We start from the raw sequence: 18,954 nt of genomic DNA, 5'->3' as shown, positions 1-18,954 counted from the left end.
AATGAAAAAAACATATCGGAAAGACCTATTTCAGTCAGTGACGACTTCAAAGGGACGCTTTGTTTCTATCTTGACCTTGATGATGCTGGGTTCTTTAGCCCTAGTAGGTCTTAAAGTAGCCAGTCCAAACATGGAACGCACGGCAGGGGATTATCTCCGTAAAGCCAATACCCTGGATCTGGCCGTAATAGCTGATTATGGCTTGGACAAAGAAGACCAAGACGAATTAAAGACCCTTCAAGGAGCAAGTGTTGAGTTTGGCTATATGGCAGACCTAACCGTTGAAAATGGTGAGGAAGCAGTTCGACTTTATTCCAAACCAGAGAGCATTTCAACCTTTCAAGTGACAGAAGGGCGACTGCCAGAAGCTGATGAGGAAATTGCCCTAGCCGACTTCTGGAAAGACCGCTATCAGATTGGGCAGACCATTACCTTTACTAAGAAAGAAGAAAAGTCCATCGTAAAATCCCAAACTTTTACAATTACTGGATTTGTTCAGTCGGGTGAGATGCTTTCTAAAGAAGATTTAGGAAGTGCTAGCAGTGGAAATGGCAACCTGACTGGCTATGGAGTGATCTTACCCAGTCAGTTTGACTCAGATGTTTATAGTATTGCGCGTGTGCGCTATGACGATTTAAAAAATCTGGATACTTTTTCATCAGACTATAAGACCAAACGAGCCCAACATCAGGAAGAGTTGCAAGACTTACTTGCTGATAATGGTCAAAAACGATTGGCAAGTATCAAATCAAATGGGCAAAAGAGCTTGGAAGAGGGCAAAGAACAGCTCCAAACTGCTGAAAGCAACCTTAAAAATGGCAAGAGTCAGTTAGAGCAGGCCGAAAGTCGCTTGAAAACGCAAGAAGAACAAGCGACCGCTTTACCAGAACCGCAAAAGAGTCAAATCGAGGGACATCTGACAAAAGCTAAGGAAGAACTGGCGACTAAAAAAGAAAAACTGGCTCAGACAGAGAGTGATCTAACTAAGGAAAAAGAGAAGCTTGAACAGCGTCAGAAAGAGCTTGATGAACTGGCAGAGCCGAAATATCACGTATACAATCGCCAAACCATGCCAGGTGGTCAAGGCTACCGCATGTACAGCAATTTATCAACAAGTATTCGTTCTATCGGAAATATTTTCCCCGTGGTGCTATATATGGTCGCTGCAATGGTGACCTTTACAACGATGACTCGCTTTGTAGATGAAGAACGCACCAATGCCGGTATTTTTAAGGCCTTGGGTTACAGGAACAGAGATATAGTTGCAAAGTTTGTCCTCTATGGTTTTCTTGCAGGAACTGTGGGAACTATTATAGGAACGCTTCTTGGACATTATCTCCTTGCAGGCGTCATTTCGGATGTTATAACAGCTGGAATGGTCGTTGGGAAAAGCCAGGAGTTTTTTTACTGCTCTTATAGCCTCCTTGCCCTAGCCTTGAGTTGGGTATCCAGTGTCTTGCCAGCTTATCTGGTGGCGCGGAGGGAATTACACGATGAAGCAGCCCAACTTTTGCTTCCCAAACCTCCCGTTAAAGGATCAAAGATTTTGCTGGAACGCCTGAGCTTTATTTGGAATCGTTTGAGCTTCACTCATAAGGTAACAGCGCGAAATATTTTCCGTTATAAGCAACGGATGTTGATGACCATTTTTGGAGTTGCGGGTTCGGTTGCTCTCCTATTTGCAGGTCTTGGTATTCAGTCTTCTGTGGGAGGAGTTGTCGAGCGTCAATTTGAACAAATCCAGCAATACCAGATGATTGTAGCGGAAAAGAGCAGTGCCAGTGAGCAAGAAAAAGCAGATCTAGAAAGTGCCTTGCAAGCTGAATCTATCTACGCTTATCAAAAGATTTACTCTAAAACCATTGACAAAGATTTCAAAGGAAAAACAGGACTTCAGACTATCACCATAATGGTCACAAGAAGAGAAGACTTCAAACCTTTTATCGCATTAGAGGAAAATAGGCGAGAGTTGCAGGTCACTGATGGAGCGGTCGTGAGTCAAAAATTAGCTCAACTAGCAGGTGTTACGATTGGAGACAAGTTGGAGCTTGATGGGAAGGAAATCAAGGTCGCGGCTATTTCTGAAAACTATGTTGGGCACTTTGTTTATCTCAACCGAGCGACATACGAACAAGTCTACGGCACCAGTCCGAAAGACAATACCTACCTAGTGAAATTAAAAGAGCCAACACCATCCAATACGGAGAAAGAAGCTGCTGTCTTTATGAAAAAAGCTGCTGTTTCTGGGGTGGTCCAAAATGCAACGGCAATCCACCTCTTTGAATCTGTAGCCAATTCTCTCAATAAAACCATGGCAATCCTTGTCCTTGTTTCTGTCTTACTAGCCATAGTCATTCTTTACAATCTCACCAATATCAATGTGGCAGAACGTATCCGCGAACTTTCCACTATCAAGGTTCTCGGTTTCCATAATAAAGAAGTGACCCTCTATATCTACCGTGAGACTATGGTGCTGTCCCTTGTGGGAATTGCTCTCGGTTTGGTAGCTGGCCACTATTTACATCAATTTTTGATACAAATGATTTCACCTGCCACCATACTTTTTTATCCACGAGTCAGCTGGGAAGTCTATGCTCTTCCAATCGTCGCAGTGACTGTAATCTTAGCCTTACTGGGCCTCTTTGTCAATCACCACTTGAGAAAGGTGGATATGCTCGAAGCCCTGAAATCAGTAGAGTAATTCAAGGTTTTAAACAGTAAATCAGTTGACAAAGTCTCTGCTTCTTGGTAGAATAAGAACTGTCGTAAAGACAAATAACTTCTTCTTGGTTACAGGCATGCCAACCTGTCACTCGGATGAAGCCAAATAAAAAGGAGAAACATCATGGCAATCTCAAAAGAGAAAAAAAATGAAATCATCGCACAATATGCACGTCACGAAGGTGATACAGGTTCAGTAGAGGTTCAAGTTGCTGTCCTTACTTGGGAAATCAACCACCTTAACGAACACATCAAACAACACAAAAAAGACCACGCTACTTACCGTGGATTGATGAAGAAAATCGGTCGCCGTCGTAACTTGCTTGCATACTTGCGTAAAAACGACGTTAACCGTTACCGTGAGTTGATCAACTCTCTAGGACTTCGTCGCTAATCTTGCGTCTAAAACGTTTCTATACTTCGTTGGCTTCGGCTCGATGTACCATTAGTACAATCTTCGCCTCGTCGCCTAGTCTATAAACGTTTTATCCAGCAAGACTTGAGCTCTCTGATATTCAGAGAGCTTTTTTACTTTTGTCACCTTACCTCGATATACTCAAGTATTATCTTCGGCTACGGTTCCTAGCACTATAAGGTAAAATAAATCAGAATGATCTCCCTTTGGGGAGATTTTTTTGTTTCACTAAAATTTTCGCCCAATCTTCGCCTCGTCGCCTAGTCTATAAACGTTTTATCCAGCAAGAATCATGATGCTAAGGGCGTTAAAAATCCGTATGAAAATGGGGAAAGGACACAGTGTTCGATGAACACAAGGAGTTTCATCTTTTTCACTAGGATTTTAGCCCAAGCTCAAATTAGCTCTCTGACTTCAGAGGGCTTTTTTATTGAGGTTTTATCGGTCACAATTTTGGAGACTACAAAAACCTCAAATGGTATCAGCTAATGACACCATGAAGGTGCGCAGTTACTCGGCTTTTCAAGCCGAGTAACTGTCTGCAAGCCCCCTCGGAGAGCCCACACTTTACGAAGTAAAGTATAGTATGTTATACTTTACATGGAAGTAGTCACCGAATTCCAGTTAGAAATTACTTTGTAACTACGTTTTGAGGAGGAGTAAAATGCTTTCCTACGTTCGACATTACCCACTAGCGATAGCTAAATTAATGTGTCTGTGCTCTCCTAAAATCTGCTGATTTATTACTAACTAATACAGGAGGTTTTTATGGGACAGACAATCATATCTGCTATTGGTGTTTATATTTCCACCAGTATCGATTATTTAATTATTTTAATTATTTTATTTGCACAGCTATCACAGAATAAACAGAAATGGCATATTTATGCGGGACAATATCTAGGAACAGGCTTACTTGTAGGGGCGAGTTTAGTTGCTGCTTATGTCGTTAATTTCGTGCCTGAAGAATGGATGGTTGGATTGCTTGGTTTAATCCCTATCTATTTAGGGATTCGCTTTGCAATTGTTGGAGAAGGTGAGGAAGAAGAGGAAGAAATTATTGAAAGATTAGAACAAAGCAAGGCAAATCAACTGTTTTGGACAGTTACATTGCTGACAATTGCGTCTGGCGGAGATAATTTAGGTATCTATATACCTTATTTTGCTTCGTTAGATTGGTCACAGACCCTCGTGGCGTTGCTTGTGTTTGTAATCGGCATAATTATCTTTTGCGAGATTAGTCGGATGTTATCCTCTATTCCGTTAATATTCGAGACAATTGAAAAATACGAGCGAATCATTGTGCCCATAGTATTCATTCTACTTGGACTATACATCATGTATGAAAATGGCACGATAGAGACTTTTCTGATCGTGTAGATTTTTTTGTTTCACTAGGATTTTAGCCCGGGCTCAAATCAGCTCTCTAATTTTAGAGGGCTTTTTATGTTGTCACTTTACCTCGATATACCCAAGTATAATCTTCGGTTACGATTACTAGCACTGTAAGACCAACTATATTTATTTTTCTCATCTTGTTCCATTGTAGAAAATATGGTATACTTTCTATGAGAATTTTCTAAATTTTTAATTTTGTCTAAGGAGGTTTTCATGCTTTCCAAATTTTATGGAAGCCGACAAGATTTGCAATTTGTGTTGTTTTTGGGTATTTTGCTAAGTGTTTTAGGAATTTCACTTTTTCTAGCTGTTTCTATGGGGTCCGTAGCGATTGATTTAGGAGATACCTATCGGATTATTTTGAGCAGGTTGGGTTTTCCTCTTGAGATAGGAGAGGTTTCTAAGTCTACTCTTGCCATTGTATGGAACATGAGATTCCCCCGAGTATTGTTAGGTCTGATAGTAGGGGCTGGTCTTTCTATGTGTGGTAGCGTGATGCAGTCTACAGTGAACAATCCCATCGCAGAGCCTTATGTCTTAGGAATTTCTGCGGGTGCAACTCTAGGAGCAACCTTAAGCATCATTCTTGGTTTAAAATTGGTGATTAGCCTTGGAGCTTTTCTTGGAGCTATTTTGGCAACAATTGCTGTCCTTATCATTGCCTCTATGCAGGGCAGGATGACGACTTCTAGTCTGATCTTATCAGGAACGGTGGTCAATGCTCTCTTTCTGGCATTTTCCAACTTTATTATCTCTATTGGCGCTAATGCGGATAGTGTGATGACCATTAAGTTTTGGACCATGGGCTCGCTTGCCGGGACTTCCTGGTCTGACTTAGTCCTGCCAACTATGGTAGTAGGATTGGCCTTTCTATTTTTCGCTACTCAGTATCGTGTTTTTAATGCGATGATGATGGGAGATGAGGCTGCTTTAACTTTGGGGATTCCCTTACGCTTTTATTGGTATCTTTATGTGACCATGGTGGCTGTGCTGACAGCTGTCTTAGTGGCAACCTGTGGGATTATTGGATTTGTCGGTCTGATTACTCCCCATTTAGCTCGAGGGTTAGTAGGAACGAATTACAAGAGGCTTTTTCCCGTTGCGACTTTATTGGGTGCCCTCTTTGTCGTCTGGGCAGATGTACTCTCTCGTGTCATCATTCCCAATGCTGAGCTGCCGATTGGTATTTTCACAGCCTTAGTAGGTGCTCCCTTCTTTATCTACATTGTTGGGGGTAGGCGAAAGGAGGTGAGCGCCTGATATGGACTTGATTTGTCAGGATGTCCACTTTGGACTAGGAGAGAAAAAAATCCTCAAAGGAGTTTCTCTTACGGTTGAGGGGCATCAATTTCATACGATACTAGGGCCAAATGGAAGTGGAAAAACCAGCCTGCTTAAACTCCTCTATCGTCAGGAAAGGGCGGACAAAGGCTTGATAAGCTTAGATGGAAAGCCATTGGAGCATTGGTCACTCAAAGAAACAGCCAAGCAAATGGCAGTTGTCACCCAGTTTAATCAATTGCAGTTTGATTGTACAGTTGAGGAAATCGTCTTGCTGGGAAGAACTCCACACCTCTCTTTTTTACAGAAGGAAAAGGAAAGGGATTATGCCCTCGTTCAAGATGCTCTCGTCAAGGTGGATATGCTTGAGAAGAAAACTCGTCTCTATTCGTCTCTTTCAGGTGGGGAGAAACAGCGAGTCTTATTAGCACGCGCCTTGGCGCAAGAACCGACTCTCTTGCTCCTAGATGAACCTACCAATCACCTGGATATCAAGTACCAGTTAGACCTGTTGGCCATTGTGAAGAATCTCAAGGTCAATGTTCTAGCTGTCCTACATGATATTCAACTTGCTTGTCGCTATTCGGATTATCTCTATCTGATGAAAGAGGGGGAAATCCTTTACCAAGGTACTCCAAAGGAGACCATCACCCCTGAGTCATTGCAAACTGTATATGGAGTTCAAAGTCAGGTGACTTGGACCGAGGATCAGCAAGCCATGGTTCACTATTTATAAAAATGAAAAGGAAAACAAGATGAAAAAAACACTAAGCATTTTACTCGTAACAGTAGCTACCCTAACCATGGCAGCTTGTGGTAATACTACTACAGAAAAAACTACCACACAATCTAGCACAGAAACAAGTCAAAAGGCCAGCACAGAGACGGCTTATCCGTTAACGGTCAAGACCTATGACGCTAAGGGAAATGAAGTCGAACAAGTTTTTGACAAGGCACCTGAAAAAGTTATCACCAACAATCTTTCAACAACTGAAATCTTATTGGAGTTAGGCTTGAAGGATAAAATTGCTGGCATGCTCAACCCTGACAATGCTGTGACGGACAAATACAAGGACGCGATTGCGACGATTCCTCAAATCGGTGACAAAAAAACAGTCTCACAAGAGACAGTCCTTTCTTATGAGCCAGACGCTGTGATGGGTCGAAACATGATGTTTTCTGAAAAATCCTTGGGAACAGTTAGCACTTGGAATGAAAATAAAATCCCAGTCTATACACAAAAAGCTTCTCTCTCAACGATTCAGCAAGATTTGGGAAATATCGTAGAAGATGTCAAAAATCTTGGAATGATTTTCAATGTTCAGGACAAGGCTAATGAATACGCAGCCCAATTACAAGCTAAAATTGACGCTGTTAAGAAAGCAAATCCAACAAGCCAAGGTGAAAAGAAAAAGGCTTTGATTATGGTTGCTTATAATGATGAAACCTTTGGTGCCTACAAGTCTGCTTTGCAAGAAAGCTTGTTGAATCAACTTGGTTATACCAACGTTGCAACGGGAACATCAGGCTTGACCTTGGAAAATCTCGTGTCAATGGATCCTGAGTTGATTATCTATGTAACCAGCGACCGCAATAAAAAATTGGATGCTAACGCAGTAGAGTTGATGAAGGCAAATGAAGTTTTGGAAAACGTTCCTGCAATTAAGAATCAAAAAATCATGACTATTTCTTACGATGAGTTGATGGATTATGGTCCAGCAGTGATTGATTCCCTTGAGAAAATCAATGACTTTATCAATAAATAATGAGTTTGATTGGGAAGGGATCCAAGTCAAGGTCAGTCTTCCTTCGACCTATGACCCCAATCAAACCTATCCAGCGATTCTCTTGAATGATGGAAACTTGGATTTTCTATCTTCCCTTTCTGAATCTGTGATTTTAGTGGGCTTGACCTCTAAAAATCGCCTAGATGACTACACTCCATGGAAGGCAGCTGCTCTGAGAGAGGGGACTCCAGATTTTGGCGGTCAGGCAAAGGTCTATCATGATCATTTATTTGGAGGTCTTTTAGACAGGTTGCAGTCGCTTTATCGCCTGGACAAAAATCGCCTTGCTTATGGAGGATACTCACTAGGTGGTTTGGTGGCAGTATACAGTCTTTTCCATTTTGACAAGGTCTCTTGTATCTTCTCTATCTGCGGTTCCTTTTGGTATCCTGATTTTACGACTTATTGCAAGGAAGAAAAGGTGAAAAATTTGGACTGTTTACTGTATTTACAGAATGGTCAAACAGAAGGAGTTCATCATACCAATCGCTTGGCTCAAGCACCAGTCTATGCTGAGCAGATTCATACCAGCCTTCAGCAACGCTATCCAACTGGTCAATTTGTCTTTGATCCTTATGGGCATCATGAGCAAGTTGCTGAGCGATTTCTAGCCTTTTCCAACTGGTTGTCCCAAAAATGGAAAATCGAATAAAAGAAATATCCCTTGGCAAAAGCCAAGGGATAATTGTATTTTTTAACCAAGAGCCTCTCTCTTCTTATCTGGATTCCAGATAAAGCTTGCAATGAAGGTAAAGATAATCGTTAGGATACCAACAACCACAGCAAGGATGAGGGCTGGGATGCGGACAAACCACCAGAGTGGGTTTGGTTTTTTATCATTGTGCCATTGCTTGGTTTCTTCGTCTAAACGTTGGAATTCAGCTTGGATGCGGTCTGCAACCATTTCAATCCCTTCATCATTCATTTTCTTGATATCTGAGATATCGATAGGATTTCCAAAGTTCATATCCACACGTTCACGGCTAACCAAGCCTTTCAAGGTCATAGGACCTGTGTAGGTAACCGGCATGATACGGACTTTGGCCATCTTGGCAATCAGGGCTACGCCACCCTTGACATCGTTTGAGTGACGGCTCCCACTTGGAAACATGATGAGAGAGCGGTCGCTTTTTTTGAGGACGTTGATAGGGTACTTGATGGCAGAGGCATTAGGTTTTTCTCGGTCGATAGGAAAGGCGCCACACATACGGATCCACCAGCCAAAGATACGGTTGTTAAACAGCTCTTTTTTTGCCATAAAGATGAACTGTTTTGGCTTGGTCGCAAAGGCCATGTAAACAGGATCCCACCAGGTACGGTGAGGTGCGACCAGGATATAGTTTTCGTCTCGGCTAGGGATTTTATCAGTATTGTGATAGTGGACATTACCATTGATGGACCACAAGATCAGCATGACTAGTCCACGTAAATAAGTATAAAACATGAGATCTCCTTCGATTGTATTGCTTTTATTATTATACCTTATCAAAAGACTACTGGCAAACTTTTTCAGTTGTCAGCCAACAGTTTTAGATGGGATTAGAATTCTTTTAAAAAAAATGATATGATAGAATTTATGGATAAAAATAAGATTATAGGATTAACCCAAAGAGAAGTCAAGGAAAGACAGGCTCAAGGTTTGGTCAATGACTTTACCGCTTCAGCCAGTACCAGTACTTGGCAAATCTTTAAACGAAATGTTTTTACACTTTTTAACGCATTAAACTTTGTTATTGCTCTAGCGCTGGCCTTTGTACAGGCTTGGAGCAATTTGGTCTTCTTTGCTGTTATCTGCTTTAACGCTTTTTCTGGAATTGTGACCGAACTACGTGCCAAGCACATGGTGGACAAGCTCAATCTCATGACCAAGGAAAAGGTCAAAACCATCCGTGAGGGTCAGGAAATTGCCATCAATCCAGAAGAATTGGTGCTGGGTGATGTGATTCGTCTGTCGGCTGGAGAGCAGATTCCTAGTGATGCGCGGGTTTTAGAAGGCTTTGCGGAAGTCAATGAAGCCATGTTGACGGGTGAGAGTGATTTGGTGCAAAAGGAAGTGGATGCCTTGCTCTTGTCAGGGAGTTTCCTAGCCAGTGGCGCAGTTTTGGCTCAAGTTCACCATGTCGGGGCAGAAAACTATGCTTCCAAACTCATGCTGGAAGCTAAGACAGTGAAACCGATCAACTCCCGTATCATGAAATCGCTGGACAAGTTAGCTGGTTTTACTGGGAAGATTATCATTCCCTTTGGTCTAGCTCTCCTGCTAGAAGCCTTGATTTTAAAAGGTTTACCTCTTAAGTCTTCTGTAGTGAATACTTCAACAGCACTTTTGGGTATGTTGCCCAAGGGAATCGCCCTTTTGACCATCACTTCGCTCTTGACTGCGGTGATTAAGCTGGGCTTGAAAAAGGTCTTGGTGCAGGAGATGTACTCTGTAGAGACCTTGGCACGAGTGGATATGCTCTGTTTGGACAAGACGGGAACCATCACCCAAGGAAAGATGCAGGTGGAGGCAGTTATTCCTTTGACCGAAGAGTATGGTGAGCATGCGATTGCCAGCATTTTGACCAGCTACATAGCTCACAGTGAGGATAAAAATCCAACAGCCCAGGCTATTCGCCAGCGTTTTGTGGGAGAAGTTGCTTATCCTATGCTTTCGAATCTTCCTTTCTCAAGCGATCGCAAGTGGGGAGCTATGGAGTTAGAAGGGCTAGGAACGGTTTTCTTAGGGGCGCCTGAGATGTTGTTGGACTCTGAAGTCCCAGAAGCTAGAGAGGCCTTGGAGAGAGGCTCGCGTGTCTTGGTCTTGGCACTCAGTCAGGAAAAACTAGATCATCACAAACCACAGAAACCGTCTGACATTCAAGCCCTGGCCCTGCTGGAAATCTTGGACCCCATTCGAGAAGGAGCCGCTGAGACGCTGGACTACCTCCGTTCTCAGGAAGTGGGACTCAAAATTATCTCTGGGGACAATCCAGTTACGGTTTCCAGCATTGCCCAGAAGGCTGGCTTTGCAGACTATCACAGCTATGTAGATTGCTCAAAAATCATGGATGAGGAATTGGTTGCCATGGCTGAAGAGACGGCTATTTTTGGACGTGTTTCCCCTCATCAAAAGAAACTCATCATCCAAACTCTGAAAAAAGCAGGGCATACAACGGCTATGACAGGGGACGGAGTCAATGATATCCTGGCCCTTCGTGAGGCGGATTGTTCGATCGTGATGGCTGAGGGAGATCCGGCGACTCGTCAGATTGCCAATCTGGTTCTCTTGAACTCTGACTTTAATGATGTTCCTGAGATTCTCTTTGAAGGTCGTCGTGTAGTCAATAATATCGCCCATATCGCACCGATTTTCTTGATTAAGACCATCTATTCCTTCTTGCTTGCAGTCATCTGTATTGCCAGTGTTTTATTAGGACGGTCTGAGTGGATTTTGATTTTCCCCTTCATTCCAATCCAGATTACCATGATTGACCAATTCGTGGAAGGTTTCCCGCCATTCGTTCTGACTTTTGAGCGAAATATCAAACCTGTTGAGCCAAATTTCCTCAGAAGATCCATGCAACGTGCCCTACCAAGTGCCCTCATGGTCGTCTTCAGCGTTCTTTTTGTCAAAATATTTGGCGCGAGTCAAGGTTGGTCTGAGATAGAAATCTCAACCCTACTCTATTATCTCCTTGGGTCTATCGGTTTCTTATCCGTATTTAGAGCCTGCATGCCATTTACCCTCTGGCGTGTCCTCTTGATTGTTTGGTCAGTAGGTGGTTTCCTAGCCACAGCCCTCTTCCCGAGGATACAGAAACTGCTTGAAATTTCGACACTTACAGGACAAACATTTCCTGTTTACCTTGTCATGATGGCTGTCTTTACTGTGATATTTATCTTAACCAGTCGTTATCAAGCTAGAAAATAAAGAAAGGCTGCAATCTGTGGATTGCGGTCTTTTTAGGTGCAAGATTGCTAGCCGAAATATGGTATAATAAAAGGTAATAGAGTTTTGGAAAGTGAGAGAAGATGATTTCAAAGAGATTAGAATTGGTGGCGTCCTTTGTACCACAAGGTGTTGTGTTACTAGATGTGGGGAGTGACCATGCTTATCTGCCAATTGACTTGGTTGAAAGAGGCCAAATCAAAAGCGCTATTGCAGGGGAAGTGGTGGAAGGACCCTACCAGTCAGCGGTCAAAAATGTTGAGGCTCACGGCTTAAAGGAGAAAATCCAAGTCCGTTTAGCCAATGGCTTAGCGGCATTTGAAGAGGCTGACCAAGTCTCTATTATCACCATTGCTGGTATGGGTGGCCGTTTGATTGCTACGATCTTGGAGGAAGGTTTGGAAAAGCTAGCTAATGTAGAACGTTTGATCCTCCAGCCCAATAATCGTGAAGACGACTTGCGCATCTGGCTACAGGGCAACGATTTTCAGATTGTGGCAGAAAGCATTCTAGAAGAAGCTGGCAAATTCTACGAGATTTTAGTGGTGGAAGCTGGACAAATGAAGCTATCAGCAAGTGATGTTCGTTTTGGACCTATCTTGTCCAAAGAAGTCAGTCCAGTCTTTGTCCAAAAATGGCAAAAAGAAGCAGCTAAGCTAGAATTTGCTTTTAGCCAAATCCCAGAAAAAAATCTGGAGGAACGCCAAGTTCTAGTAGATAAAATTCAAGCCATAAAGGAGGTTCTCCATGCTAGCAAGTGAAGTAATCAGAGCTTATGAAGCCTTTTGTCCCCAGGAATTTTCCATGGAGGGTGACAGTCGTGGCCTGCAAATCGGTACTTTAGACAAGGATATCCAAAGGGTCATGGTTGCCCTTGATATTCGTGAAGACACGGTGGCAGAGGCTATTGAAAAGGGTGTGGATTTGATTATCGTTAAGCACGCGCCAATTTTCCGTCCCATCAAGGACTTGGTTGCTAGCCGTCCGCAAAATCAGATTTACATCGACCTGATCAAGTATGACATCGCAGTTTATGTCAGCCATACCAATATTGACATCGTTGAAAATGGCCTCAATGACTGGTTCTGTCAGATGTTAGGTATTGAGGAAACGACCTATCTGCAGGAGACAGGTCCAGAACGTGGAATTGGACGTATTGGGAATGTTCAACCTCAGACATTTGGGGAATTGGCCCAACATGTCAAGCAAGTCTTTGGTCTAGATAGTCTTCGCATGGTCCATTATCACGAGAGTGATTTGCAGAAGCCTATTTCAAGAGTAGCTATCTGTGGTGGTAGCGGGCAGTCTTTCTATAAGGATGCTTTAGCAAAGGGGGCAGATGTTTATATCACTGGCGATATCTACTATCACACAGCCCAGGATATGCTTTCTGATGGCCTGTTGGCATTGGACCCAGGCCACTATATAGAAGTGCTTTTTGTGGAAAAAATCGCAGAACTTCTTACTCAATGGAAGGCAGAGAAGGGCTGGGGCATTGATATTGTGCCTAGTCAAGCATCGACTAATCCTTTCCACCATATCTAGTTAGAAGGTGAAGACAATGAAAAAAGTTGCCATTATTGGAGCAGGAATTGTGGGGGCAACAGCTGCCTACTACCTCTCTAAAGAAGCTGACCTAGAGGTGACCGTTTTTGACCATGGACAGGGGCAAGCAACCAAGGCTGCAGCAGGAATTATCAGTCCTTGGTTTTCCAAACGCCGCAATAAAGCTTGGTACAAGATGGCGCGCTTGGGGGCTGACTTTTATGTGGATTTGTTGGCTGATTTAGAAAAATCAGGACAGGAGATCGACTTTTACCAGCGTTCGGGAGTTTTTCTCTTGAAAAAGGATGAATCCAAGTTAGAAGAACTCTATGAACTAGCCCTCCAGTGCAGAGAAGAATCTCCCTTGATAGGTCAATTAGCCATTCTAGACCAAGCGTCTGCAAATGAATTATTTCCTGGCTTGCAGGGATTCGACCGCCTGATCTACGCTTCTGGTGGGGCACGGGTGGATGGCCAGCTCTTAGTGACTCGTTTGCTAGAAGCCAGTCAGGTCAAGCTGGTCAAAGAAAAAGTGAGTCTGACACCTTTAGCATCCGGTTACCAGATTGGTGAAGAAGTGTTTGATCAAGTTATTTTGGCGTCGGGAGCTTGGTTGGGGGACATTTTGAAACCTTTAGGATATGAGGTAGATGTTCGTCCCCAAAAGGGACAACTACGAGATTATCAACTTACCAAAGATATGAAATCTTACCCTGTTGTCATGCCAGAAGGGGAGTGGGATTTGATTCCTTTTGCAGGTGGGAAATTGTCCCTAGGTGCTACCCATGAAAATGATATGGGATTTGACTTGACGGTGGATGAACCCTTGCTTCAACAAATGGAGGAAGCAGCCTTGCCATACTACCCAGCCTTGGCTGAAGCTACTAAAAGAGGTGAGCGAGTAGGAATCCGTGCCTATACCAGTGATTTCTCCCCTTTCTTTGGGGAAGTACCTGGCTTAGCAGGTGCCTATGCGGCTAGTGGTCTAGGTTCATCAGGTCTCACAACGGGTCCAATCATCGGTTATCATCTAGCTCAACTGGTCCAAGACAAGGAGTTGACCTTGGACCCAGTAAACTACACAATTGCAAACTATGTCAAACGAGTAAAAAGCGAATAATACTCAATGAAAATCAAAGAACAAACTAGGAAGCTAGCCGCAGGCTGCTCAAAACACTGTTTTGAGGTTGTGGATCGAACTGACGAAGTCAGTAACCATACCCACGGTAAGGCGACGCTGACGTGGTTTGAATTTGATTTTCGAAGAGTATAAGCATTTTACTAAAATTTTAGCAGGTGGTTTAGGATGTCAAATGACATTCCCTATCAAAAATGATAAAATAAGAAAAAATAATCCGAGAATCGAGGAAGAAAGATGCAAGAAAAGATTTTGGTAACTGGTGGTGCCGGATTTATCGGAACCCACACTGTTATTGAGTTGATCCAAGCAGGTCATCAAGTGATTGTGGTAGATAATCTTGTCAATAGCAATCGTAAAAGTTTAGAAGTTGTTGAAAGAATCACAGGAGTTGAGATTCCTTTTTATGAGGCAGATATCCGTGATACTGATACTCTCAGAGATATTTTCAAGCAGGAAGAACCGACTGGTGTCATTCACTTTGCTGGTTTGAAGGCTGTTGGGGAATCTACCCGTATCCCTCTTGCCTACTATGACAACAATATCGCTGGAACTGTTAGTCTTTTGAAGGTTATGGAAGAAAACAACTGTAAGAACATCATCTTCAGTTCTTCTGCGACAGTTTACGGAGATCCTCACACTGTTCCAATCTTAGAAGATTTCCCACTTTCAGTGACCAACCCATACGGTCGCACCAAGCTCATGTTAGAGGAAATTTTGACGGATATCTACAAGGCAGATTCAGAATGGAACGTGGTCTTGCTTCGTTACTTTAATCCAATCGGAGCGCATGAAAGTGGAGACTTGGGAGAAAATCCTAACGGAATTCCAAACAATCTCTTGCCTTATGTTTCACAAGTAGCAGTTGGCAAACTAGAGCAAGTGCAAGTATTTGGAGATGATTACGATACGGAAGATGGAACTGGGGTTCGTGACTATATCCATGTCGTAGACCTTGCTAAAGGTCACGTTGCAGCTTTGAAAAAACTCCAAAAAGGTTCAGGTCTAAACATTTATAACCTTGGAACTGGTAAAGGCTACTCAGTTCTTGAAATTATCCAAAACATGGAAAAAGCAGTGGGACGTCCTATTCCTTACCGCATCGTAGAACGCCGCCCAGGTGATATCGCTGCCTGCTACTCAGACCCTGCAAAAGCCAAAGCTGAACTGGGTTGGGAAGCAGAACTTAGCATCACCCAAATGTGTGAAGACGCATGGCGTTGGCAAAGCAAGCATCCAAATGGATTTGAAGACTAAGATGATGATTTCAATCATCGTCCCATGTCTAAACGAAGAGGAAGTACTTCCTCTTTTTTATCAGTCTGTTGAAGCTCTGCTTCCAGAATTGGGAGCAGAGATCGAGTATGTCTTTGTGGACGATGGCTCAAACGATGGGACCTTAGAGCTTTTGAAGGCCTATCGGGAGCAAAATCCTGCGGTCCGTTATGTCTCATTCTCACGAAATTTTGGGAAAGAGGCAGCCTTATACGCAGGCTTGCAGCATGCAACTGGAGACTTGGTGGTCGTGATGGATGCAGACCTTCAGGATCCTCCTAGTATGCTACTTGAGATGAAAGCCTTACTAGACCAAAATGCAGACTTAGACTGTGTTGGGACACGGAGAACTAGTCGGGAGGGAGAACCCTTTTTCCGTAGTTTCTGTGCTGACCTCTTTTACCGCCTCATGCAAAAAATTAGCCCGGTAGCCTTGCCCTCAGGTGTCCGTGATTTTCGCATGATGAGAAGGTCTGTGGTAGATGCTATTTTAACCCTGACCGAGTCCAATCGTTTTTCTAAAGGACTCTTTGCCTGGGTGGGTTTTAAAACGCACTATCTGGACTATCCAAACGTTGAACGACAGGCTGGCAAGACCAGTTGGAGTTTTAGACAACTCTTTTTCTACTCGATTGAAGGGATTCTTAACTTTTCAGATTTCCCCTTGAGTATAGCCTTTGTAGCGGGACTCCTATCTTGTTTTCTTTCTTTTGTGATGACATTTTTTGTAGTGTTTCGGACTCTTATCTTGGGAAATCCGACATCTGGTTGGACCTCTTTGATGGCTGTCATTCTCTTTCTTGGAGGGATTCAACTCCTGACGATTGGGATTCTAGGCAAGTATATCAGTAAGATTTATCTAGAGACCAAAAAAAGACCACTCTATCTCGTCAAAGAAAAAAGTGATGATAGGCCCCCGAAAAAAGATAGAATTTATCTAACATAGTCACTTTTTGTTGTTTATAATTCTTTTAGTTTGGAGTTTGGGTGATTTTTAAAAGAATTAGGGATTTGAAATGATTTAAAGAATCTATGCAGACGAAATTTACTGCAATTGTAGTGAGTTAATAAATAAAAATTTAGGAGGATTATTTTATGCTAAGTAAAGAGGATTATACTGAAGAAATCGGGCTAATAAAGAAACAAAATTATGTAGAGGCTGAATTGTATCCTATAGTTGCTGATATAATTAAGCCAACTTTAAAAGATAGTTTATCAAAAAGATATGTCTTCGGAAGACAAAGAAGTGATTTGGGACAAATTTATTATGGTCTAAGTAATTTTCCTGATATAGTTATTTTAGATAAGACTTATGAAAACAAATCTAGGAAAAGTATAAAAATTGAAGAATGGAAGAAACTTCGAGGATGCGTGGAAGTTAAGAATTTAAATCATCTTTTAATTACAGAGGAAGAAATCAAATCAACCATATCGAACAGTTTTGAACATATAACTGGAGAGATGGGACAACTTATTGGAGACCTTTTATGGTATAAAAAAGTAATTTATACAAATGGAATTGAATGGAGATTTCTAAGTTTAGATGACAAGGAAGAGATAGATAACACAATTGTTGAAGTGGTTAACAAAAGAATAGAAACAGAAGAGGCGGGAAATTCTTTTGATTGGTGGAAGAATATTAAAGATTTATCGTTCAATTATACGGATATATGTTTATCTAAAGATTGTATACAGGAGTGGGACGAATTTGTAAAGAAAGTAACGGAAATAGAATGGTAGGAGTCTATTCTCATTGAGAAATTTAGATTATAAGTTACAGTAAGATTTATCTAGAGACCAAAAAAAGACCACTCTATCTCGTCAAAGAAAAAAGTGACCTTTCTAATATTGAAGGAAAAAAATAACCAAAAAAGACTATAATTTTACCTAGAAATATGCTAAACTAGTAGATGTGGGAAAAATGAGAAAAAATCAATTATATTTATTCCCTGCTTCCTACGATGAATCTTTTAGAAGTGCACGTGTAGGACAATTTTTGATGGCCTCCAGAACGTCGCTGGTCTCAGCGATTTCTCTTTGCAATTCAACTGGATCATCGTAAAATCGAACGATTCCATTATCATGGTAATCAAAGAGTTCAGAATAGGTTTGGCAAAGCCCGCAGGCGATGCACCGTTCGGGTATAAGTGTGACTTTCATATTTATATTGTAATAAGAAAATGTAAAAAAAACAAGGAGTAAGGTATGGAAAAAGAACCATGGCAAGAAGATATTTACGAAAACAATGAGGAAGAAACAAGATCAGAGCGTCGACACCGGAAACAAAAAGGGAAAGGCGTTGTTGCGAATCGTGTCTTGACGGTTCTAGCTAGCCTCTTCTTTGTAATTGTTGTAGCAATGGTAGTTGTATTGATTTACCTATCAACCGGAGGAAGCAATCGTACTTCATCTTTGAAGGACTTCTATGATGCATCGTCTCCTTCTACAAGTGCAAGTTCGAAAGTGGAAGCATCATCATCTTCAAGTAGCAAGGTAGAGGAAACAGCTTCTTCTGAATCAACACCTTCAGAAAGCAGTTCGGAAGAACATGCAGAGGGTGAAGGAACACTTACAGTACAGCCTGGAGAGGGAGAGGCAGCTCTTGCTCAGCGTGCAGGGATTTCCATTGCCCAGCTAGAATCCCTAAATCCTTCTCATATGTCATCTGGATCTTGGTTTGCCAACCCAGGTGATGTGATTAAGACAAGATAGGAGTCGGTCATGAAGACAATTCAAATTGCTATCGATGGTCCAGCTTCGAGTGGCAAGAGTACGGTTGCAAAGATTGTCGCTAAGGATTTTGGTTACACTTATCTCGATACGGGTGCTATGTACCGTGCTGCGACTTATATAGCGCTTAAGCACCAGTTGGATGCAGGAAATGTAGATCAACTTCTCGAGCTTCTTAACCAACACCCCATTAGTTTTGGTCGTTCAGAAACTGGTGAGCAACTTGTTTTTGTAGGGGATGTTGATATTACGCATCCGATTCGTGAAAATGAAGTGACCAACAAGGTTTCAAGCATTGCTGCCATTCCTGAGGTGCGTGAGAAACTGGTTTCGCTCCAGCAAGAGATTGCTCAGCAAGGTGGTATCGTCATGGATGGGCGTGATATCGGGACAGTTGTTTTACCACAAGCTGAACTCAAGATTTTCCTAGTGGCTTCTGTTGAAGAAAGAGCAGAGCGTCGTTACAAGGAAAATATTGCTAAAGGGATTGAAACAGACCTTGAAACGCTGAAAGAAGAGATTGCGGCGCGTGACTACAAGGATAGTCATCGTGAAACCTCACCTCTCAAACAGGCTGAGGATGCAGTTTACCTTGACACAACTGGACTAAGTATCCAAGAAGTGGTCGAAAAAATCGAATCAGAAGCAAAAAAATATATGTCCTAGGGACGAGAGGAGCAGGCTAAATGAAGCCTGCTCCTTTTCTCTCTTTTGCGCGCGTTTCAAAACAGTC

Annotated in this window: 18 protein-coding genes and 1 pseudogene; 17 read left to right on the top strand and 2 right to left on the bottom strand. The window is 42.3% G+C overall.

Annotated elements, in window-relative coordinates:
• Nucleotide 1: 1 nt before the first annotated feature.
• From B7721_RS09170 to B7721_RS09140, 7 genes are all read left to right on the top strand, one after another.
• Nucleotides 2-2,701, top strand: a complete 2,700-nt coding sequence (locus B7721_RS09170; RefSeq protein WP_084878726.1) for an FtsX-like permease family protein — start codon at nucleotides 2-4, stop codon at nucleotides 2,699-2,701.
• 144 nt (nucleotides 2,702-2,845) lie between these two features.
• The gene (gene rpsO, locus B7721_RS09165) at nucleotides 2,846-3,115 is read left to right on the top strand and encodes a 30S ribosomal protein S15 (protein WP_001018251.1); all 270 of its coding nucleotides are present in this window, start codon (nucleotides 2,846-2,848) and stop codon (nucleotides 3,113-3,115) included.
• A gap of 789 nt (nucleotides 3,116-3,904) precedes the next feature.
• Nucleotides 3,905-4,516, top strand: a complete 612-nt coding sequence (locus B7721_RS09160) for a CadD family cadmium resistance transporter (RefSeq protein WP_000531728.1) — start codon at nucleotides 3,905-3,907, stop codon at nucleotides 4,514-4,516.
• 231 nt (nucleotides 4,517-4,747) lie between these two features.
• Nucleotides 4,748-5,794 carry a FecCD family ABC transporter permease gene (locus B7721_RS09155; protein WP_084878724.1) on the top strand — a complete coding sequence of 349 codons (1,047 nt, stop codon included), beginning with the start codon at nucleotides 4,748-4,750 and terminating at the stop codon, nucleotides 5,792-5,794.
• Between the two features lies 1 nt (nucleotide 5,795).
• Entirely contained in the window at nucleotides 5,796-6,551 is a 756-nt protein-coding gene (locus B7721_RS09150; protein WP_084878722.1) for an ABC transporter ATP-binding protein, read from the top strand.
• Between the two features lie 19 nt (nucleotides 6,552-6,570).
• Nucleotides 6,571-7,581 carry an ABC transporter substrate-binding protein gene (locus B7721_RS09145; protein WP_084878720.1) on the top strand — a complete coding sequence of 337 codons (1,011 nt, stop codon included), beginning with the start codon at nucleotides 6,571-6,573 and terminating at the stop codon, nucleotides 7,579-7,581.
• Entirely contained in the window at nucleotides 7,562-8,254 is a 693-nt protein-coding gene (locus tag B7721_RS09140) for an alpha/beta hydrolase-fold protein (RefSeq protein ID WP_084878718.1), read from the top strand. The genes B7721_RS09145 and B7721_RS09140 overlap by 20 nt, the downstream gene beginning before the upstream one ends.
• Nucleotides 8,255-8,296: 42 nt before the next feature.
• Here the strand turns inward: B7721_RS09140 and B7721_RS09135 are convergent, their stop codons facing one another.
• Nucleotides 8,297-9,046: a lysophospholipid acyltransferase family protein gene (locus B7721_RS09135; protein ID WP_084878717.1), complete on the bottom strand. Its 750-nt coding sequence runs from the start codon at nucleotides 9,044-9,046 to the stop codon at nucleotides 8,297-8,299.
• A 132-nt stretch (nucleotides 9,047-9,178) separates the two neighbouring features.
• Here B7721_RS09135 and B7721_RS09130 point away from each other — a divergent pair, with 132 nt between their 5' ends.
• From B7721_RS09130 to B7721_RS10405, 8 genes and pseudogenes are all read left to right on the top strand, one after another.
• Nucleotides 9,179-11,515, top strand: a complete 2,337-nt coding sequence (locus tag B7721_RS09130; RefSeq protein ID WP_084878892.1) for a cation-translocating P-type ATPase — start codon at nucleotides 9,179-9,181, stop codon at nucleotides 11,513-11,515.
• 101 nt (nucleotides 11,516-11,616) lie between these two features.
• Nucleotides 11,617-12,294, top strand: coding sequence for a tRNA (adenine(22)-N(1))-methyltransferase (locus B7721_RS09125; protein WP_084878715.1), 678 nt, complete (start codon nucleotides 11,617-11,619; stop codon nucleotides 12,292-12,294).
• Complete coding sequence (locus B7721_RS09120; RefSeq protein WP_084878713.1) at nucleotides 12,281-13,078, top strand: Nif3-like dinuclear metal center hexameric protein; 798 nt, start codon at nucleotides 12,281-12,283, stop codon at nucleotides 13,076-13,078. The genes B7721_RS09125 and B7721_RS09120 overlap by 14 nt, the downstream gene beginning before the upstream one ends.
• A 16-nt stretch (nucleotides 13,079-13,094) precedes the next feature.
• Nucleotides 13,095-14,198: an NAD(P)/FAD-dependent oxidoreductase gene (locus B7721_RS09115; protein ID WP_084878711.1), complete on the top strand. Its 1,104-nt coding sequence runs from the start codon at nucleotides 13,095-13,097 to the stop codon at nucleotides 14,196-14,198.
• A gap of 255 nt (nucleotides 14,199-14,453) precedes the next feature.
• Nucleotides 14,454-15,473: a UDP-glucose 4-epimerase GalE gene (gene galE, locus B7721_RS09105; RefSeq protein WP_084878708.1), complete on the top strand. Its 1,020-nt coding sequence runs from the start codon at nucleotides 14,454-14,456 to the stop codon at nucleotides 15,471-15,473.
• Between the two features lies 1 nt (nucleotide 15,474).
• Nucleotides 15,475-16,437: a glycosyltransferase family 2 protein gene (locus B7721_RS09100; RefSeq protein WP_084878706.1), complete on the top strand. Its 963-nt coding sequence runs from the start codon at nucleotides 15,475-15,477 to the stop codon at nucleotides 16,435-16,437.
• Between the two features lie 149 nt (nucleotides 16,438-16,586).
• On the top strand, nucleotides 16,587-17,231 hold the full coding sequence (locus tag B7721_RS09095) for a hypothetical protein (RefSeq protein ID WP_084878704.1): 645 nt from the start codon (nucleotides 16,587-16,589) through the stop codon (nucleotides 17,229-17,231).
• Nucleotides 17,232-17,269: 38 nt separating this feature from the next.
• Nucleotides 17,270-17,372, top strand: a pseudogene (locus B7721_RS10405) (glycosyltransferase); the annotation flags it as partial.
• A gap of 75 nt (nucleotides 17,373-17,447) precedes the next feature.
• On the opposite strand, the gene B7721_RS09090 reads toward B7721_RS10405, so the two are convergent.
• Nucleotides 17,448-17,651 (bottom strand): ferredoxin, encoded by a 204-nt coding sequence (locus tag B7721_RS09090; RefSeq protein ID WP_162283489.1) that lies wholly within the window; start codon nucleotides 17,649-17,651, stop codon nucleotides 17,448-17,450.
• A 45-nt stretch (nucleotides 17,652-17,696) separates the two neighbouring features.
• Between B7721_RS09090 and B7721_RS09085 the strand changes: the two genes are divergently transcribed.
• Nucleotides 17,697-18,203 carry an SAG1386/EF1546 family surface-associated protein gene (locus tag B7721_RS09085; protein ID WP_084878701.1) on the top strand — a complete coding sequence of 169 codons (507 nt, stop codon included), beginning with the start codon at nucleotides 17,697-17,699 and terminating at the stop codon, nucleotides 18,201-18,203.
• Between the two features lie 9 nt (nucleotides 18,204-18,212).
• Complete coding sequence (cmk, locus tag B7721_RS09080) at nucleotides 18,213-18,887, top strand: (d)CMP kinase (RefSeq protein ID WP_000849406.1); 675 nt, start codon at nucleotides 18,213-18,215, stop codon at nucleotides 18,885-18,887.
• Nucleotides 18,888-18,954: the final 67 nt, after the last annotated feature.

Source organism: Streptococcus oralis subsp. oralis, from assembly GCF_002096445.1.
GTDB classification, from domain to species: domain Bacteria; phylum Bacillota; class Bacilli; order Lactobacillales; family Streptococcaceae; genus Streptococcus; species Streptococcus oralis_N.
Note: the sequence above shows the minus strand (reverse complement) of the source record. Positions and strands in the feature narration are given on the sequence as shown.

Coding starts and splice junctions, on each gene's coding strand:
- B7721_RS09170 (WP_084878726.1), top strand. CDS start 2: ATGAAAAAAACATATCGGAAAGACCTATTTCAGTCAGTGACGACTTCA.
- rpsO (WP_001018251.1), top strand. CDS start 2,846: ATGGCAATCTCAAAAGAGAAAAAAAATGAAATCATCGCACAATATGCA.
- B7721_RS09135 (WP_084878717.1), bottom strand. CDS start 9,046: ATGTTTTATACTTATTTACGTGGACTAGTCATGCTGATCTTGTGGTCC.
- B7721_RS09150 (WP_084878722.1), top strand. CDS start 5,796: ATGGACTTGATTTGTCAGGATGTCCACTTTGGACTAGGAGAGAAAAAA.
- cmk (WP_000849406.1), top strand. CDS start 18,213: ATGAAGACAATTCAAATTGCTATCGATGGTCCAGCTTCGAGTGGCAAG.
- B7721_RS09160 (WP_000531728.1), top strand. CDS start 3,905: ATGGGACAGACAATCATATCTGCTATTGGTGTTTATATTTCCACCAGT.
- galE (WP_084878708.1), top strand. CDS start 14,454: ATGCAAGAAAAGATTTTGGTAACTGGTGGTGCCGGATTTATCGGAACC.
- B7721_RS09100 (WP_084878706.1), top strand. CDS start 15,475: ATGATGATTTCAATCATCGTCCCATGTCTAAACGAAGAGGAAGTACTT.
- B7721_RS09140 (WP_084878718.1), top strand. CDS start 7,562: ATGACTTTATCAATAAATAATGAGTTTGATTGGGAAGGGATCCAAGTC.
- B7721_RS09145 (WP_084878720.1), top strand. CDS start 6,571: ATGAAAAAAACACTAAGCATTTTACTCGTAACAGTAGCTACCCTAACC.
- B7721_RS09125 (WP_084878715.1), top strand. CDS start 11,617: ATGATTTCAAAGAGATTAGAATTGGTGGCGTCCTTTGTACCACAAGGT.
- B7721_RS09085 (WP_084878701.1), top strand. CDS start 17,697: ATGGAAAAAGAACCATGGCAAGAAGATATTTACGAAAACAATGAGGAA.
- B7721_RS09155 (WP_084878724.1), top strand. CDS start 4,748: ATGCTTTCCAAATTTTATGGAAGCCGACAAGATTTGCAATTTGTGTTG.
- B7721_RS09130 (WP_084878892.1), top strand. CDS start 9,179: ATGGATAAAAATAAGATTATAGGATTAACCCAAAGAGAAGTCAAGGAA.
- B7721_RS09120 (WP_084878713.1), top strand. CDS start 12,281: ATGCTAGCAAGTGAAGTAATCAGAGCTTATGAAGCCTTTTGTCCCCAG.
- B7721_RS09115 (WP_084878711.1), top strand. CDS start 13,095: ATGAAAAAAGTTGCCATTATTGGAGCAGGAATTGTGGGGGCAACAGCT.
- B7721_RS09095 (WP_084878704.1), top strand. CDS start 16,587: ATGCTAAGTAAAGAGGATTATACTGAAGAAATCGGGCTAATAAAGAAA.
- B7721_RS09090 (WP_162283489.1), bottom strand. CDS start 17,651: ATGAAAGTCACACTTATACCCGAACGGTGCATCGCCTGCGGGCTTTGC.